16 protein-coding genes and 1 tRNA gene are annotated in these 14,686 nt (G+C 54.5%); 9 read left to right on the top strand and 8 right to left on the bottom strand.

Going from position 1 to position 14,686, the window contains the following annotated elements; genetic code table 11:
- Positions 1-196 precede the first annotated feature (196 nt).
- The 4 genes from SIC15_RS02335 to SIC15_RS02350 form a co-directional block, all read right to left on the bottom strand.
- Positions 197-778 carry a DUF6448 family protein gene (locus tag SIC15_RS02335; protein ID WP_011784782.1) on the bottom strand — a complete coding sequence of 194 codons (582 nt, stop codon included), beginning with the start codon at positions 776-778 and terminating at the stop codon, positions 197-199.
- 215 nt (positions 779-993) lie between these two features.
- Entirely contained in the window at positions 994-2,133 is a 1,140-nt protein-coding gene (locus SIC15_RS02340) for a helix-turn-helix domain-containing protein (protein WP_011784783.1), read from the bottom strand.
- Positions 2,124-3,449 carry an ATP-binding protein gene (locus tag SIC15_RS02345; RefSeq protein WP_019677803.1) on the bottom strand — a complete coding sequence of 442 codons (1,326 nt, stop codon included), beginning with the start codon at positions 3,447-3,449 and terminating at the stop codon, positions 2,124-2,126. The genes SIC15_RS02340 and SIC15_RS02345 overlap by 10 nt, the downstream gene beginning before the upstream one ends.
- The gene (locus tag SIC15_RS02350; protein WP_011786648.1) at positions 3,439-4,104 is read right to left on the bottom strand and encodes a response regulator transcription factor; all 666 of its coding nucleotides are present in this window, start codon (positions 4,102-4,104) and stop codon (positions 3,439-3,441) included. The genes SIC15_RS02345 and SIC15_RS02350 overlap by 11 nt, the downstream gene beginning before the upstream one ends.
- Before the next feature lie 167 nt (positions 4,105-4,271).
- On the opposite strand from SIC15_RS02350, the gene SIC15_RS02355 reads away from it, so the two are divergent.
- From SIC15_RS02355 to SIC15_RS02375, 5 genes are all read left to right on the top strand, one after another.
- Positions 4,272-5,588 (top strand): ferric reductase-like transmembrane domain-containing protein, encoded by a 1,317-nt coding sequence (locus SIC15_RS02355; protein WP_011784786.1) that lies wholly within the window; start codon positions 4,272-4,274, stop codon positions 5,586-5,588.
- A gap of 76 nt (positions 5,589-5,664) precedes the next feature.
- Positions 5,665-6,045, top strand: coding sequence for a PepSY domain-containing protein (locus SIC15_RS02360; RefSeq protein ID WP_011784787.1), 381 nt, complete (start codon positions 5,665-5,667; stop codon positions 6,043-6,045).
- Between the two features lie 54 nt (positions 6,046-6,099).
- Positions 6,100-6,573 (top strand): DUF2271 domain-containing protein, encoded by a 474-nt coding sequence (locus tag SIC15_RS02365; protein ID WP_011784788.1) that lies wholly within the window; start codon positions 6,100-6,102, stop codon positions 6,571-6,573.
- 22 nt (positions 6,574-6,595) lie between these two features.
- A complete protein-coding gene (locus tag SIC15_RS02370; RefSeq protein WP_011784789.1) occupies positions 6,596-8,815 on the top strand; it encodes a PepSY domain-containing protein in 2,220 nt (739 codons plus the stop codon).
- A gap of 75 nt (positions 8,816-8,890) precedes the next feature.
- A complete protein-coding gene (locus tag SIC15_RS02375; RefSeq protein ID WP_011784790.1) occupies positions 8,891-9,643 on the top strand; it encodes a VIT1/CCC1 transporter family protein in 753 nt (250 codons plus the stop codon).
- Positions 9,644-10,147: 504 nt separating this feature from the next.
- Here SIC15_RS02375 and merR read toward each other — a convergent pair.
- Complete coding sequence (gene merR, locus SIC15_RS02380; RefSeq protein WP_412537001.1) at positions 10,148-10,582, bottom strand: Hg(II)-responsive transcriptional regulator; 435 nt, start codon at positions 10,580-10,582, stop codon at positions 10,148-10,150.
- A gap of 73 nt (positions 10,583-10,655) precedes the next feature.
- On the opposite strand from merR, the gene merT reads away from it, so the two are divergent.
- The 4 genes from merT to merA are packed head-to-tail and all read left to right on the top strand — an operon-like array spanning position 10,656 to position 12,983.
- Positions 10,656-11,012: a mercuric ion transporter MerT gene (merT, locus tag SIC15_RS02385; RefSeq protein WP_273167695.1), complete on the top strand. Its 357-nt coding sequence runs from the start codon at positions 10,656-10,658 to the stop codon at positions 11,010-11,012.
- A gap of 15 nt (positions 11,013-11,027) precedes the next feature.
- Positions 11,028-11,330: a mercury resistance system periplasmic binding protein MerP gene (gene merP, locus SIC15_RS02390; protein ID WP_062785075.1), complete on the top strand. Its 303-nt coding sequence runs from the start codon at positions 11,028-11,030 to the stop codon at positions 11,328-11,330.
- Complete coding sequence (gene merF / locus SIC15_RS02395) at positions 11,327-11,587, top strand: mercury resistance system transport protein MerF (RefSeq protein ID WP_014575810.1); 261 nt, start codon at positions 11,327-11,329, stop codon at positions 11,585-11,587. The genes merP and merF overlap by 4 nt, the downstream gene beginning before the upstream one ends.
- Entirely contained in the window at positions 11,529-12,983 is a 1,455-nt protein-coding gene (gene merA, locus SIC15_RS02400; RefSeq protein ID WP_412537002.1) for a mercury(II) reductase, read from the top strand. The genes merF and merA overlap by 59 nt, the downstream gene beginning before the upstream one ends.
- Here merA and SIC15_RS02405 read toward each other — a convergent pair.
- The 3 genes from SIC15_RS02405 to SIC15_RS02415 form a co-directional block, all read right to left on the bottom strand.
- Entirely contained in the window at positions 12,943-13,323 is a 381-nt protein-coding gene (locus SIC15_RS02405; protein ID WP_273167690.1) for a hypothetical protein, read from the bottom strand. The genes merA and SIC15_RS02405 overlap by 41 nt on opposite strands.
- A 641-nt stretch (positions 13,324-13,964) precedes the next feature.
- Positions 13,965-14,041, bottom strand: a tRNA-Arg gene (locus SIC15_RS02410).
- A 91-nt stretch (positions 14,042-14,132) separates the two neighbouring features.
- Complete coding sequence (locus SIC15_RS02415; RefSeq protein ID WP_412537003.1) at positions 14,133-14,678, bottom strand: YaeQ family protein; 546 nt, start codon at positions 14,676-14,678, stop codon at positions 14,133-14,135.
- Positions 14,679-14,686 lie beyond the last annotated feature (8 nt).

Below are 14,686 nucleotides of genomic sequence, written 5' to 3' on the forward strand. Positions count from 1 at the left end.
CACGCCCCTCAGTTAGTAATATGGCTGCCCGATATCCCGGAATGATTATGAAGCGGAGATTGGTGTTGGCTTCATTTATGTTTTTTGATGCGCCTTAATAGAATGATGGTACCAATTCAGCCGAAGGCGAAACTGGAAATGAATACAACGGCAAAGCAGGCCGTCAGCCTGCTTTGCGTCTGCGTGAAGATAGGAATTAGTGCCCCTGCCCTCCAGCAGCGCCATGCACGCCCTCTATATAGTGAATGTAATTGACGTAGTCAGCGACAAAGGCACGCCCCTTATCGCTGCTTTGATCAGCCATGGCCCTTGCACGCTGAGCCTCATGATAACGCTCACGAATACCGTTCTCGATCTTGCGGGTTATATTTGCCACGAGGCGATCAATTTGCCCGTTTTCCAACGCCGCATCCGCCGCCATTAAACCCGGATCAATCTGTCCGGAAGGCTTGATGCCGGTAAAGGGTGCGCCTTCGGAGGCACGATGAACCTCAACGAGCGTCGAGAACAGATGCTGATCGGCAATGTTTTTCGCAGTTTCGCTTTGCCCGCGGACTTGGCGCACATCGGCGAATACCCTTTTGATTTCGGCCTCATCCTTTGCCGGCACCCATTTGAGCAAGGGCTTAACATTGCCTGACTCCAGTGCCGCACGGGCTTCGGTAATCACGGGACCGTCCAGAGCATCACAATGAGCTTGGGCGCTACCGGCAAACATCAGGCTGAAGATTGCTGCGGCCACTGCGGGAACAGCGGTTTTGCGTAATTTGGTTTTCATACATGACCTCTTCATATTGCGTTGAGCTTCACGAGCACCGGGTTTGGTGTCGCTTGGCAATCAGAGTACGGAAGGGAGGTCAAAGAAGCGTTCTCAGGTACGAAACCGAACCGATTCCATGGTTTGGAAATAAAATATATAATTCAAAAGGATAGAGGTTTCAGTATCGGGTGAGAGCGTACTCGAACGCCGGGTAGCCAGGTTCAGGATCGTGGCTAGGGTCGGATATCGCCCTGCAGGGCTCGTCGGCGATATTCACTGGGGGTAAATCCTGTCTCTTTCTTGAAAGCAGTGTTGAATACGGACTTCGAGTTGAAGCCAGAGTCATACATAGTTTGCAGAATATTTGCCTGATTGGCTGCATCGGCCAGGCGCGATTTCGCCTCGTCGATGCGATAGCGACTGACGAACTCAAAGAAATTGCAGCCAAAGCCTTGGTTAATGGCCCGTGAAACCTCTCTTGAAGGGGCGCCCAATTTCCGTGAAAGTTGTTCCAGGGTCAGGTTGGGGTGCAAGTGGGGCTTTTCCTGGTGCATTAACTGTTGGAGCCTGACCTTTAAAGTTTGATCAAACTGCGGCGTGGGCTCTTCTTCCAGCAAGGCGGCCTGGTCTGCTGCCAATCCAGAGAAAACAACGGGTTGGCGAAGAGAGTTTATCATCAGAAAATTGATGAAAATGAAGCCCGTTACAGCGCCAGCGCCGGCCACCCACTCGGTTCCAGGCACGCTTCTAAACACATGCGCTGTAAGGCAGTACATCATGCTCACGGTCCAAGCCACTGCATAGCCGATCAGAAGCGTCCGTAACCACGCAAGTTGTTTGTTTTCAATACTCGAGAAAATCTGTCGAATACCAAGGCCGAAACGGTTAATCGCACGAATCGTCGCGTACAGGTAGCCCAGAAAGACCGCGTGAATAGCGACTGCAAGAAGGGGAGAGGTAAGTACGCCCGGGTGGTCCCGTTCAAGCAGAATCTGAACTTTGGTCTCGCTTGGCTGTAAATAATATTCAATCAGAAAAATTGCGCCGACCACCCAGAAGAGCAACGTGTGCACGAGATGCTTCCCGCGTAACTGGAAATTCTGATACATCAGCGATTGCGCATATAGATAGAGCGAGCCGGCTTGTAGAAGTCCGATGAGTGTTCCGAGGTAGGCGAAGTTTGGGTACTGGAGCGCAAGCCCGCTGCCATAGAGGAAGATCTCTCCCAGCCCGGCGGCGAAGAACACCAGAGTGGCAACCAGGAGTCGGTTAGATATGAGCCCACTGTTGGATGGAAGTAGGAGAAAAACGGCAAGAGCCAGCGATTGAATGATGCTCGTCAGCAGCACAATGTCGGTGAGTGTCAGATACATGCCAGATTCAGCTCCGCTTCAAAACCATCCTGCCGTCCTGTTGCCGGCGATCTGAGATGCAGGGTCATGCCGGCACCTTTAGCAATCGCATCGGCAATCGCGAGGCCCAGGCCAGAACCTGCAGCGTCCGTTTTGGCGCGTGCAAACCGGTTTCTTAAAAGAGCGAGCTGTTCCGGTGGCACTCTTGCACCGCCATTGCAGACCCTTAAAACCCCATTATCGTTCAGGTTGATCTTCACCGGCTCGCTACGGGAACCATGCTTAAGGGCATTCTCGATCAGGTTACGCACCAGGATGGCGAAGGCATCGGGATCAAGAAAGGAGTTCACTTCGCGCTCCGGCAGGGATAAAACAACTCGCCCGGGTGCCTGGGCCTCAAAATCCCGGGCAATCATCGCGAGGATGGGCACAAGATCCTGCTGACTTTGTGAGAGTGCACCGCCACCTTCTGCTTTTGCCAACTCGAGCAGTTTTCCGGACAGCACCGAGAGACTGCGTAACGCTTCTTCAATTTCTGCAACATCATTCTTGAGATAATCATCGGGCATTCTGGTTTTCAGTCGCTGCACTTTGGCAAGCGCTGTTGCCAGGGGAGTTCGCAGTTCATGGGCACTGTTGGCGGTAAAGCTGCGTTCTGATTCGAGAGCACGATGCAAACGCTCAAGCAGCCGGTTGATGGCACCGGCGATTGGTTCAAATTCACGGGGTAACTGCTCTTCTACAACAGGGGACAGATCTCCCGCGCCGCGGGATTCAATGTCTTGCTGAAAATCGACCACCTTACGAAGGGAAAGCCGGACAATCCACCAGACACCCAACAGGCTGACCGGAATCAGCACCAGTAAAGGCAACAGTAAGGCTAATCCCGCCTCCAGAGCGGATTCACGCCGGTGCGCCAAGGGTTCGGCCACTTCAAGATAGATGGTATAGCTGACTGCAGATACGCCATATAGCCGGTGGGTCAGAGTATCTGAAAACCCTTCCGCGGGGGTCCTGCTAAACACGCCAGGGTCGGCATCGTGGGACTGGAGCAGAATATTTCCAGCTTCGTCCCGTACCAGATAGGTCAGGTATTCGTCATGGTCTTTCAGGGCTGGGGCCTTTTGATTGCCCGCGCCGTTCTCACGGTTCAGGATGTCGGTGACCGCCAGTGGCAGTATGCGCTGGGCGGTTTCTTCCAGGGCACTGTCGAAGACCTCGTTCATTTCATGCTGTGCCACCAGTCCCGAAGCGGTCACGCCCAACAGCCAGAGTAGGGTGACACCGAGTGTCAGGCCGATACCGAGTGTTTTTTGCAGGCTGGTTCTAGTGGTCATGTGTTTCCAGGCGATAGCCCATTCCCCTGACGGTTACGATAGCGTCCCGCCCCAGCTTTTTACGCAGACGGCTGACATAAACTTCGATGGTGTTACTTTCGATTTCGGCCCCGAAAGCGTATAGACGATCCTCCAGTTGCGATCGCGATAACAGCATTCCGGGTCGCTGGATAAAGCCCTCAAACAATGCCCACTCCCGTGCCGTAAGTTCTACCGGCAGGCCGTTGCGACTGATGCGGTGATCGCCAAGATCAATCATCAGCTCGCCCACTTGTATGATCGGGCTTGGATTGCCGCGATATCGGCGAGCCACCGCGGCCACGCGGGCCGACAACTCCGAAAGATCAAAGGGTTTGACCAGGTAGTCGTCAGCACCGGCATTCAATCCTTCAATCCGGTCAGACACCTGATCCCTGGCGGTCAGAATGATCACCGGTGTTGTTATTCCGGTAGCCCGGATCGTTCGCAAAAAGCCGAAGCCATGGCCGTCGGGCAGCATCAGGTCCAGCAGAATCAGGTCGTAGGCTGTGGTCCTGATACTCGCCTCAGCAAAGCGCAGAGTTTGCACCCAGTCCACGGCGTGGCCGTCGTCCGCAATCTGATCCCGGACCGCCTCGCCCAATCCCGCCGTATCCTCCACCAAAAGAACCCGCATTGTTCACCTCTGACCCAGCCCTGAAATCAAGATACTACAGCTCGAACCTGACAACAGCCTGAATGGTCAATAACGCTTCGATCTCTCTTCACCGACCTTCAGCTGGCTGTCAGGTTTGGGCGCTAGCCTTCGGGGGAATATTCCAGGTACCGATCGCAGGAGATGTGATGATGCGGATGATTTTTCCTTTCGTTGTGTTGGTTTTGGGCCTATGGGCCTGGAACCTCTTTGCAGGTCCTGGGGCCGGTTCTCCCTGGGCAGTCTATGACCAGAGCCTGCTGCTCAGTGGGCTGTTATCCATTGCTCTGATGTCACTAGCCATGATGTTGGCACTGCGCCCAGCCTGGTTGGAGAGACCGCTGGGCGGGTTGGATCAGATCTATCGCACCCACAAATGGGCGGGCATTCTGGCAGTGGTATTCGCCGCCGCCCATTGGCTGATTGAAATGGGTGACGATGTAATAGAGTCGGTGTTCGGAAAAGCCGGCAAGCTGCACGATCAGGATTATTCCGGGTTCATCGACACCATGCGCGATGCGGCGGAAGAGGTAGGGGAGTTCGCCATCTATCTGCTGTTCGCCATGCTGCTGATCACCTTGTTGCGCAAGTTCCCCTACAAATACTGGCGCTATTTGCATCGCGGCATGCCGGTGCTTTATCTGTTGCTCGCTTTCCACGCGGCGTGGCTTACTCCGCTGCAATGGTGGCAGCAGCCAATCGGTGTGCTGATGGCCATTTTGCTCTTTGGCGGCAGCATCGCCAGCGGGCTATCCCTGACCGGCAGAGTTGGTCGTCGTCGCCAGGTTCGCGGCATGGTCACCGCGATCAAAACACCAGACCGGGACGTCACCGAAGTTACCTGCCACATGGGGCCGGCATGGCCCGGTCACCGTGCGGGGCAATTCGCCTTTGTGACCTTCGACCGACTAGAGGGCGCGCACCCGTTCACGATTGCCAGTGCCGATAGGGAAAATGGCACGGTTACGTTCATCATTAAATCGCTCGGCGACTTCACCCGCAATCTGAGCCAAAAAATCAGCGTGGGGCAAACCGTAAATATAGAAGGCCCTTACGGCTGTTTTAACTTCGATCGCCGCAACCGCAAATCCCACCAGATCTGGATAGCCGGTGGCATCGGGATCACGCCGTTTCTGGCCTGGCTCGAAGCTCTAAGCAGCGCCACCGACGCCACCGTGCCTGAAGCCGATCTGCATTACTGCACGCGCAACGCCGGCCAGGATCCCATGGTGGATCGACTTCGGGCGCTTTGCGATGGCTTTCCCGGGATACACCTCGAGATTCATGACAGCAGCAAGGGGCAGAGGTTGTCTGCCGAGACGTTGTCTACCAACGGACGCTCGGCAGCAGGCGCAGAGGTCTGGTTCTGCGGCCCGGCAGGGCTGGGGGAAGCCATTAGAAACGGCTTGCGGGCAGCACCCTTCCGCCTGACTCGCTTCCATAAAGAAGCTTTTCAGTTCCGCTGAAATGGCCTCGTTTGTTCAGGTCGTTGTCAGGTTAGCGCCTTAGAGTGGATTTAACACAACCAGCAGGAGAGACACCATGAAGACCAAACCCATTATTCTGAGCCTGTCTTTGTTACTTCTGAGCGGTACCGCAGTGGCCGATGACGACTGCGATGATCCGGTGGCGAGTTGGCAGCCCCGTGAAAATCTGCGTGAAAAGCTGGAAGCCGAAGGCTGGACAGTTCACCGAATAAAGGTTGACGACGGTTGTTATGAAGTCCGGGGCCTCGATGCCGATGGGGTCAGGGCAGAAGCCTCTTTCGCGCCCGCTTCATTGACCATGATGAAATGGGAGCGTGAAGACAGTGACGATGAGGAGAGGGACCGCGGCAACAGGAAAAATGGACAGGACAATCCCAAAAGTCAGGCGCCACGCAACGGCATCGTCAAGGGGCGTCCCACGGTTACCGTTGAGTAACTCAGCGAATTTGCCCTGTTCCTTTAACGTTCATCAGGTTTTTGGAGACCATTTATGAAAACGTTTGTTCTCACTTGCAGCCTTTTCGCCGCCTTGGCTTTACCGGTATTCGCCCAGGCCCGTGACGTGACCTTCACTACGGAACTACAGAATTACGGCGGCGATGGAGCCTATCTGGCGCTGTATCTTACCGATGCCGCCGGAGAGTATCAGGGTACCCTTTGGGTTTCCGGGAAGAAATCTAAATACTACAAACACCTGGGAGGCTGGGCCCGGGGCAGTGGGCTTGATCCTGCAGAGTATGACGGCTTGACTGGCGCCAGTGTTACCAGTGGCCGCACGCTGAAAGTGACTCTGAACCTCGATGATTCGCTGATCGACAACGGCTATGAGGTTCGAGTCGACTCTGCTGTTGAAGATATGCGCGATATCAGAGCCGATGTGATAGCCCCCCTGACCACCGAAGGGTCCGGAAAGCCGGTTTCAGGACGTGGTTACGTGCGCGCTCTGACCTACGAGCTTCAATAATTCACCAGGAGCATCGACTATTATGTTGCGCAAGTTCCACAGTTTACCGGGTTTGCTTGCAGGCGTGTTCCTGATCGTTCTCTCGGTCACGGGAGCTGTGTTGGCTTTGGCTCCGACGCTGGATAGAGTGTCAGCGGTCATTCCGGCTTCCGGTGAAGTCAGTATTGCCGAGCTGGCAGACCGGGTCGTTGCTCACTATCCCGGGACTGAGCAGATCGTGCGAGAGCCTTCTGGCAAGGTCATTGTCTATTACAGCCGTGACGGCCAGGCCGGTGCGGATCTGGTGAATCCGGTAACAGGTGAGGGCACCGCACCCTACGAACCTTCCGCATTTTTTGGCTGGGTCAAGGACCTGCACCGTGCGTTTATGCTGGATGATGCCGGTAGAGCGCTGGCCGGCGTATTAGCTGCTTTGATGGTACTTCTGTGTCTTTCGGGAATATTGTTGATAGCCCGGCGTACCGGGGGTTGGAAGAATATACTAAGACCGCTTTCCGGCTCAGGCGGGAAACGAATCCATGCCGAGCTGGCCCGGTTTGCCGTGCTCGGCCTACTGTTATCCGCACTGACCGGTAGCTATATGTCGGCACAGCGCTTTGGTTTGCTGCCGGAAGCGCCTGACACAGGGCCAGGGTTTCCGGCTGAGGTCTCGGGCGGGCAACCATCGCCTGTGGGCACCTTAAAAGCGCTAGGCAATTTCGATCTTGGCGAACTCCGGGAACTGGTGTTTCCCTATCCCGGTGATCCGCAGGACGTCTATTCGCTGTCAACCGCCGGCGGCTCCGGATTCGTGGACCAGGCTACGGGCGAGTTGCTGCAGTTCCAGCCGCGCTCTGACAGCGGCGTATTGCAGGACTGGATTGTACGTTTGCACACCGGTGAAGGCCTATGGTGGCTTGGCCTGATTCTTGGCGCTGCGGCACTGACTGTGCCAGCTCTCTCGATAACAGGTGCAACCATCTGGTGGCAGCGTCGCCGGTCTTCAGGGCAGCTTCCTGACAACGCCGATGCCGCTCAGGCGGATACAATTATTCTGGTCGGCTCCGAAGGTAATGCCACCTGGGGATTTGCCCAGGAACTCCATAGCAGCCTGAATAAGGCCGGTTTCCGCGTGCATTGCAGCGAGATGAATGCCCTGGCTAAGCAGTATCCGCAGGCTTCCAGGCTGTTCGTGCTGACTTCGACATACGGTGATGGTGATGCACCCGCATCGGCCCGGCAGTTTATGGCCAGGCTCAAAGAATTCCGGGCTGAGAAGAACCTGCGATACACGGTACTGGGTTTTGGTGACCGGCAGTTTCCGAACTTCTGTCAGTTTGCCTTGTCGGTGGATGCTGCGCTCGCCGGTAAAGGCGTCAGCCGTTTGCACGCCATTGAACTGATTGATCGGTGTTCTGCCTCGCAATTCAGTGAGTGGGGAAACCGGGTTGGTGAGGTTATCGGTACTCCGCTTTTCTTGAACTACTGTGCATTGCAGCCAGCAACGGTCAAACTGGAACTGGTAGAAAGGGCGGATTACGGGATTGCGGTTCAGGCGCCCACCAGTATCTTCCGGTTCAAACCGGCGGAGCAGGGCGGATGGCTAACGGCTTCTCCAAGAAGATTTAAAGCGCTGCCACCGTTCGAGGCGGGAGACCTTTTGGGGGTTATTCCCCCACACGGTCAACCCCCGCGGTTCTACTCGCTCGCGTCCTCGGCAAATGACGAAATTGTTGAGATATGCGTCCGTAAGCAGGCCGGCGGTCTTTGCTCCGGTTATTTGCATGACCTCAAGCCGGGTGATTGTATCGATGGCTTCATCCGCCCCAATCCAGGCTTTCGGCCAGCTACCGGTAACCGACCAGTGATTCTTGTCGGTGCAGGTGCCGGGATTGGTCCGTTAACCGGTTTCATCAGAAACAATACCAGTTGCAACCCTATGTATCTGTACTGGGGCGGTCGCGATGCCAGGTCAGATTTTCTCTACCAACCTGAGCTTGGGCGCTATCTTGAGGATCATCGACTGAGCGGGCTGAACACAGCCTTCTCAAGAACAGACGAGCGCGCCTACGTGCAGGATAAGCTCAAACAGGATGAATTAGCCGTGCGACAGATGGTTAACACCGGTGCGCAGATACTGGTCTGTGGTGGCCGGGATATGGCGGCGGCTGTGCGGCAGGTTATAGAAGACATTATCAAACCCTTGCACATCGATATTGAAACTCTGAGAGGCCAGGGACGTTATCTTGAAGATGTATATTGACAGATAAAGTGACAAGGTCGAACTGAGCCTATAATCCCAAAGCACCAAATCGCGTCCTGAACAGGAAGCTGAAAGATGCCATCCACAGAAAATGAAAGACTGCTCAGCGAGCACCAGCCTAATGCCGTTCGTGCACGGCTTGCTGGTCCCGTTAAGGCCTCGACGCTACCAGATGCTGTGCTTGGCGGCATCGATGGCTGCGTTACAACGTTTGCGGTTGTATCGGGTGCGTTCGGCGCAGGTTTCTCGCCACAGGTTGCGTTGGTACTCGGCTTTGCAAACCTGATTGCAGACGGCTTCAGCATGGCGGTAAGTAATTACGAAGCGGGCCAGGCGCAGTTGAATCAGATCAAATTTGCTGAACGCACAGAACGTGAACATATCCGTGCTGTGCCAGAAGGTGAACGTGAGGAAATTCGCCAGCTGTTTCAGGCGAAGGGATTCGACGGCGAATTGCTGGAGCAAGTAGTGGAGGCTATCAGTCGTAATCCCGATGTGTGGGTAGCAACCATGTTGCGAGAAGAGTACGGACTCTCGGGTGCCGGACTCAGCCCACGCCGAGCCGCGTTGACTACCTTCGCCGCATTTTTGTCGGTTGGTGCTTTACCTTTACTGCCTTATGCCATCCCGGGTATGGAGAGTCAGATTCAGTTCCTGACGAGTCTTGGTTTGGCAGGCGTCGTCTTCTTGGGTATCGGAATGCTTAAAAGTATCGTCTATGGCTTACCAGCAATGCGATCAGGACTCCGGACTTTGATCATGGGTACGGCCGCAGCGGGGCTGGCGTTTGCTACTGGGCATTTTGCGCAGGGGTTATTGGGGGGTTAGTTCTTCAGCGGTGAATAGACAATTTAACATAATATTCCCCTAAGAGCTGATATTCATTCGCGTACCCGCTATTGGAATTAACGGCGGATTTCTCGCTCTGTTCGCCCAATGAGTGTAGTTGCAGAATTGAATTTTTAAAGCACAACTCATGCTGAAATGAAAATTATTTAGCAAGGGCCAGTCGTCGACTAATTACTGCGCAACTTTATGAATTGTGGAAAAAATGGTGTCGATATCATTGATGCCAAAGGCTTAGCGTACAATTTTTTCCGTTTCGTGAACTGACCCCAGAATGTTCGCTTTGCGACCAGCACCTAAACAAAAGCGGACATTCAGAAACAATCGAATTGACCAAAAAGCGGTATACGTCCGGTGATCCCATCTTGAGCCGCGCGCTGAAAAGGTCTTTCTGGTTTTCAATTACTGCACCGGGGTAAGTCCACGGACGTTTTAAAGCCGTCCTTGGAAACCGGGTAGAACCCAAGAGGTTGATTGGTTCAGAAGCTAACCCTTTTGGCCTCTTGTCCCAATACCTCCCTCATGTAACGAAGCAATGAGCGGGCACGAGATGCTGTCCGGCTGTGCGTGGCATTGACTGACCATATCGCTCAGAGCCATCTCAATTTTGACCAGCCTTTCGATCTTTTCACGCACATCCTTCAGCTTGTGCTCGGCGAGCGCACTGGCTTCCTCACAGTGGGTGCCATCTTCCAGCCGTAGGAGGTCGCTTATCTCATCGAGACTGAAACCCAGGTGCTGCGCCGTTTTCACAAAGGTCAACCGATCAATATCGGCGAAACCGTAGCGTCGAATGCCACCCGGAGGCCGCTTGGGTTCCGATAACAGACCACGCCGCTGGTAATAGCGGATCGTCTCTACATTTACGTTGGCCGCCCTGGCCAAGCCGCCAATAGTCAGTGAATTAGCTTTATCCAACATGATGCTTGACTCCGTACTTGACTACGGAAGTAACCTTATCTCATCAAGTCCATGGGCAACAGGTGTAAACGTCATGTCGAAATTCAAATCTAAATCCGGAGGTGCTTCTCTCGCTGTCGGGGGGGTTGCTGGAATTCTCGCCTCGGCTTGCTGTCTCGGGCCATTGGTACTTATCACTCTGGGCGTTTCCGGTGCCTGGATCGGCAATCTGACAGCTTTGGAGCCCTATCGACCGCTGTTCATTGGCGCGGCCATCGTCGCCATGTACCTCGCCTGGCGACGAATCTATCGCCCTGTAGAGCAATGCTCACCCGGTGAAACGTGTGCGATCCCTCAAGTCCGAAAGACCTATAAGATGATCTTTTGGGTAGTTACGGCTCTGGTACTGGTCGCTTTAGTGTTCCCTTACATTTTGCCCCTATTCTACTAAACGGAGATTTTCCTCATGCGTAAACAGCTTGTACTTGCCATGTTCCTCACTTTGCTCAGCATGTCCACCTGGGCTGCGTCTCAAAAAGTGACTCTCTCGGTGCCTGACATGACCTGTTCTGCGTGTCCGATCACCGTCAAGCTGGCCTTAAGTAAGGTGGAAGGGGTGTCGCAAGTTTCCGTGAGCTACCCTGATCGAGAAGCCGTCGTCACCTTTGACGATGCGCTCACTTCCATAGAGGCGCTCACCGAGGCCACGAGCGACGCTGGTTACCCCTCCACTCCCACGGCCTCAGAGGCGACCCCGGAGGGGCAATGAAGAATCCGAAGAACCTGCTCAGAGTTGGCATAGTAGGCACTATTCTGGTTGCACTATGCTGCTTCACACCGATTCTGGTCATTCTTATGTCCACCGTGGGACTGGCCGCCCTGACGGGCTATCTCGACTATGTGCTTCTTCCGGCACTGGCGGTATTCATCGGCCTTACGGTCTATGCGTTCTGGCGGAAAAAACACTATGACGCCAGCTACGAGAGCAATTCCAAAGCTCCAAGGAGTTTCCCGAGTGAAAAATGACCAAAAACTGCATATTGCTGTAATCGGCAGTGGCGGAGCCGCCATGGCGGCTGCCTTGAAGGCAACAGAGCGCGGTGCCCGCGTCACCCTGATTGAACGTGGGACCGTCGGCGGCACCTGCGTAAATGTTGGCTGCGTGCCCTCGAAGATTATGATTCGTGCAGCACATATCGCGCATCTTCGAAAAGAAAGCCCTTTTGACGCGGGCATCAGTGCTGCGGCTCCTGAGGTAGACCGAGCGAAACTGCTTCAGCAACAGCTGGCACGAGTGGAGGAGCTGCGTGACACCAAGTACGAAAAGATACTTCGAGAACACAAGGACATCACAGTCCTGAACGGTGAGGCCCGGTTTCTCGACACCAATAGCCTGTTAGTCACGTTGGCTGAGGGTGGTGAAAAACCGGTTCATTTTGATCGCGCCTTTATTGGAACCGGAGCCAGACCGGCAGAACCGCCAATAACGGGGCTGGCAGACACTCCTTACCTGACATCAACCAGTGCCTTGGCGCTGGATACCGTTCCCAAACGGCTGATCGTGATTGGTGCCGGTTTCGTTGCCCTGGAATTGGCTCAGGCATTCGCCAGACTGGCCAGCAAGGTTACCGTTTTGGCCCGGAGCCGTTTGTTGTCCAGTGAGGACCCCGCAATCGGGGAAGCTATGGATGCAGCGTTCAAGCGCGAAGGTATTGAGGTGCTTAGCCAGACCCTGCCCAGCAACGTGGACTATAGCGACAACGAGTTCATCGTCGAGACGCCTGCCGGCACCTTGCGAGCCGATCAACTGCTGGTGGCGACCGGTCGAACTCCCAATACCGAGGACCTGAACCTGGCGAGCATTGGCGTGGAAACCTCACGCGACGCAATTCAGGTGGATGAGCATCTGCAAACCACGGTCCCCGGAATATACGCTGCCGGAGACTGCACCAATCAACCGCAGTTTGTCTATGTGGCCGCTGCCGGGGGCAGCCGGGCCGCCATCAACATGACGGAAGGCGAGGCCAAACTCGACCTCAGTGCCATGCCCGGGGTCATGTTTACCGATCCTCAAGTCGCCACCGTTGGCCTCTCTGAAGCCGAAGCAGTTGCTCGGGGTTATAGCGTGGACACCAGGCTGCTCGACTTGGAAAACGTGCCGCGTGCGCTAGTAAACTTTGACACCCAAGGATTTATTAAAATGGTGGCAGAGCGCAACTCAGGCCGTTTGCTTGGGGTGCAGATTGTCGCAGCGGAAGGCGGTGAAATTATCCAAACGGCAGTGATGGCGTTACGAGCAGGTTTGACCGTTCAGGAAATCGGCGATGACTTGTTCCCTTATTTGACCATGGTTGAAGGACTCAAGCTCTGTGCGCAAACGTTCACCAAGGATGTAAAACAGTTGTCCTGCTGTGCCGGATAAATGATGTGAGCACGGCTTTAAGCTCTGGTGATGGGTTCCTAATGACCAATCGTTCCGATGCCATATCTTGCACGACCATCATTGAAAGAGCCTCATGGCCGAGCACGTGGATCATTACCTGACTGCCCAGGTTGTCCTTTGCTGTGGCAGCCAGTTGGCTACTTCCACTTGGTGTAAGTTTCAGCCAAATAGCCCCCTCAGAGATAACCGCAGCTTCAATGGCCTCGCTGGTTAAATTAACCGTCAGGCCTTCGCTCTCTTGAGCGTTCACGGGTTGCGATTGGACACTGCAAGCAGCCCCGATAATCACCAGGGTGAAAACACACAGTCTTAGTAACATGGATTGGGTGGCATCCCTTCAGTCCAAGTTGATTCGACACCATATGAAACGATGAATGCATCAGATTTTGTTGATACTTCACCTGCTTGAACTCATTTTCAACTTGTTTAGAACCAGACCGGTCTAATGGTTCAACGATTCTGGGCAGGCCAGCAGTTTGATTAAATGCTTGGGACCGGTTAGAGAATGAGCAATAGTTGGCGAATCTCTAACAATTGATTATGGTTTTGCGCTCCGACTGAACGTTCGCTTTGCGACCTTACCGAACGATGAATTGTTGACCAAAGAAGGGAGGGAAAGCCGGGGCTAGATCAGATTAATTTTCGCGGTTTCGTTGAAAATTCAGAGCTAACCAAAGCTGAAAATGTCTGCTTGAATGGCGCAGCGCGGCTGTGCCATGAAGAGAGTCAGGTGAAAACAGTGCGAAGGTCACATCGGTAGGTTGCGATGCATTCACCTAAATTAACTGGGCACTGCCAGGGCACCATTTGGGCACAGGCGCAATAATCGAGACAAATTCCCGCTTTTAGTCTTCCCGTGCAAAGGTCACTGATTGAATCGGAGGTGTTCGGACTGGTCAGGCGAGAGCGATACAGGTGAGGGTGTTGCCTTGGTGATAACTTATTGATTTGCCATGTAAATGGCCCGCCCGTCAGGATTCGAACCTGAGACCTTCGCCTCCGGAGGGCGACGCTCTATCCAGCTGAGCTACGGGCGGAAAGAAAGCCGGCAGCGGTGTGCCGATTTCGAGTGCGCAATCTTACGTGCGAAGCGGGTCGCTGTCCAGCCCCTGCGGGCAAGTCCCGGCGTCAGCTTTGGATGAGTCGCTGCTCCGGGGTGATTGTCACCAGATTGCTGTCGTTGCTGAAGGTGACTTCGCCGTCCTGAATGGTTACCTGGAAGCTCATGGAACGGTTGGCGAGCTTGGCCAGGGCTTCGGTGCTGTCGCCGGGCAGTTGAAAGATGGTGAGGTTGTCGAAACGCTCCAGCTTGCCATGATGTTTGTCCCACCAGACGGGGAAAGCCCGATCGCCATAGGTGTACAGGATCACTTTGCCGGCGCGGTTACAGGCCTTTCTCAGTCGATCCTCTTCTGGCAGCCCCAGCTCAATCCACACTTCAATCTCGCCGGTCAGGTCTTTCTGCCAAAGCTCGGGTTCGTCATCGGTGCTCAGCCCCTTGGTGAATTCCGGGGTCTCGCTGGCGTTCAGGGCAAAGGCGAGCAGCCGGATCATCATTCGCTGGTCGGTTTCTGACGGATGTTGGGCCACAGTCAGATGATGATCCGCGTAGTAGTGACGGTCCATGTCGGCAATGTTGAGCGTCGCCTTGTGGATGGTTGCTTTGAGCGCCATGGGCTTCC

It is taken from the genome of Marinobacter sp. MIT932201 (assembly GCF_047123295.1).
Lineage (GTDB): Bacteria > Pseudomonadota > Gammaproteobacteria > Pseudomonadales > Oleiphilaceae > Marinobacter > Marinobacter salsuginis.

Bases quoted from the DNA above. Each gene is read 5' to 3' on its own strand.
- SIC15_RS02415 (WP_412537003.1), bottom strand. From the start codon at position 14,678: ATGGCGCTCAAAGCAACCATCCACAAGGCGACGCTCAACATTGCCGAC.
- merR (WP_412537001.1), bottom strand. From the start codon at position 10,582: ATGTTGGATAAAGCTAATTCACTGACTATTGGCGGCTTGGCCAGGGCG.
- SIC15_RS02405 (WP_273167690.1), bottom strand. From the start codon at position 13,323: ATGTTACTAAGACTGTGTGTTTTCACCCTGGTGATTATCGGGGCTGCT.
- SIC15_RS02370 (WP_011784789.1), top strand. From the start codon at position 6,596: ATGTTGCGCAAGTTCCACAGTTTACCGGGTTTGCTTGCAGGCGTGTTC.
- SIC15_RS02365 (WP_011784788.1), top strand. From the start codon at position 6,100: ATGAAAACGTTTGTTCTCACTTGCAGCCTTTTCGCCGCCTTGGCTTTA.
- SIC15_RS02350 (WP_011786648.1), bottom strand. From the start codon at position 4,104: ATGCGGGTTCTTTTGGTGGAGGATACGGCGGGATTGGGCGAGGCGGTC.
- SIC15_RS02360 (WP_011784787.1), top strand. From the start codon at position 5,665: ATGAAGACCAAACCCATTATTCTGAGCCTGTCTTTGTTACTTCTGAGC.
- merP (WP_062785075.1), top strand. From the start codon at position 11,028: ATGCGTAAACAGCTTGTACTTGCCATGTTCCTCACTTTGCTCAGCATG.
- SIC15_RS02355 (WP_011784786.1), top strand. From the start codon at position 4,272: ATGATGCGGATGATTTTTCCTTTCGTTGTGTTGGTTTTGGGCCTATGG.
- merT (WP_273167695.1), top strand. From the start codon at position 10,656: ATGTCGAAATTCAAATCTAAATCCGGAGGTGCTTCTCTCGCTGTCGGG.
- SIC15_RS02345 (WP_019677803.1), bottom strand. From the start codon at position 3,449: ATGACCACTAGAACCAGCCTGCAAAAAACACTCGGTATCGGCCTGACA.
- merF (WP_014575810.1), top strand. From the start codon at position 11,327: ATGAAGAATCCGAAGAACCTGCTCAGAGTTGGCATAGTAGGCACTATT.
- SIC15_RS02340 (WP_011784783.1), bottom strand. From the start codon at position 2,133: ATGTATCTGACACTCACCGACATTGTGCTGCTGACGAGCATCATTCAA.
- SIC15_RS02335 (WP_011784782.1), bottom strand. From the start codon at position 778: ATGAAAACCAAATTACGCAAAACCGCTGTTCCCGCAGTGGCCGCAGCA.
- SIC15_RS02375 (WP_011784790.1), top strand. From the start codon at position 8,891: ATGCCATCCACAGAAAATGAAAGACTGCTCAGCGAGCACCAGCCTAAT.
- merA (WP_412537002.1), top strand. From the start codon at position 11,529: ATGACGCCAGCTACGAGAGCAATTCCAAAGCTCCAAGGAGTTTCCCGA.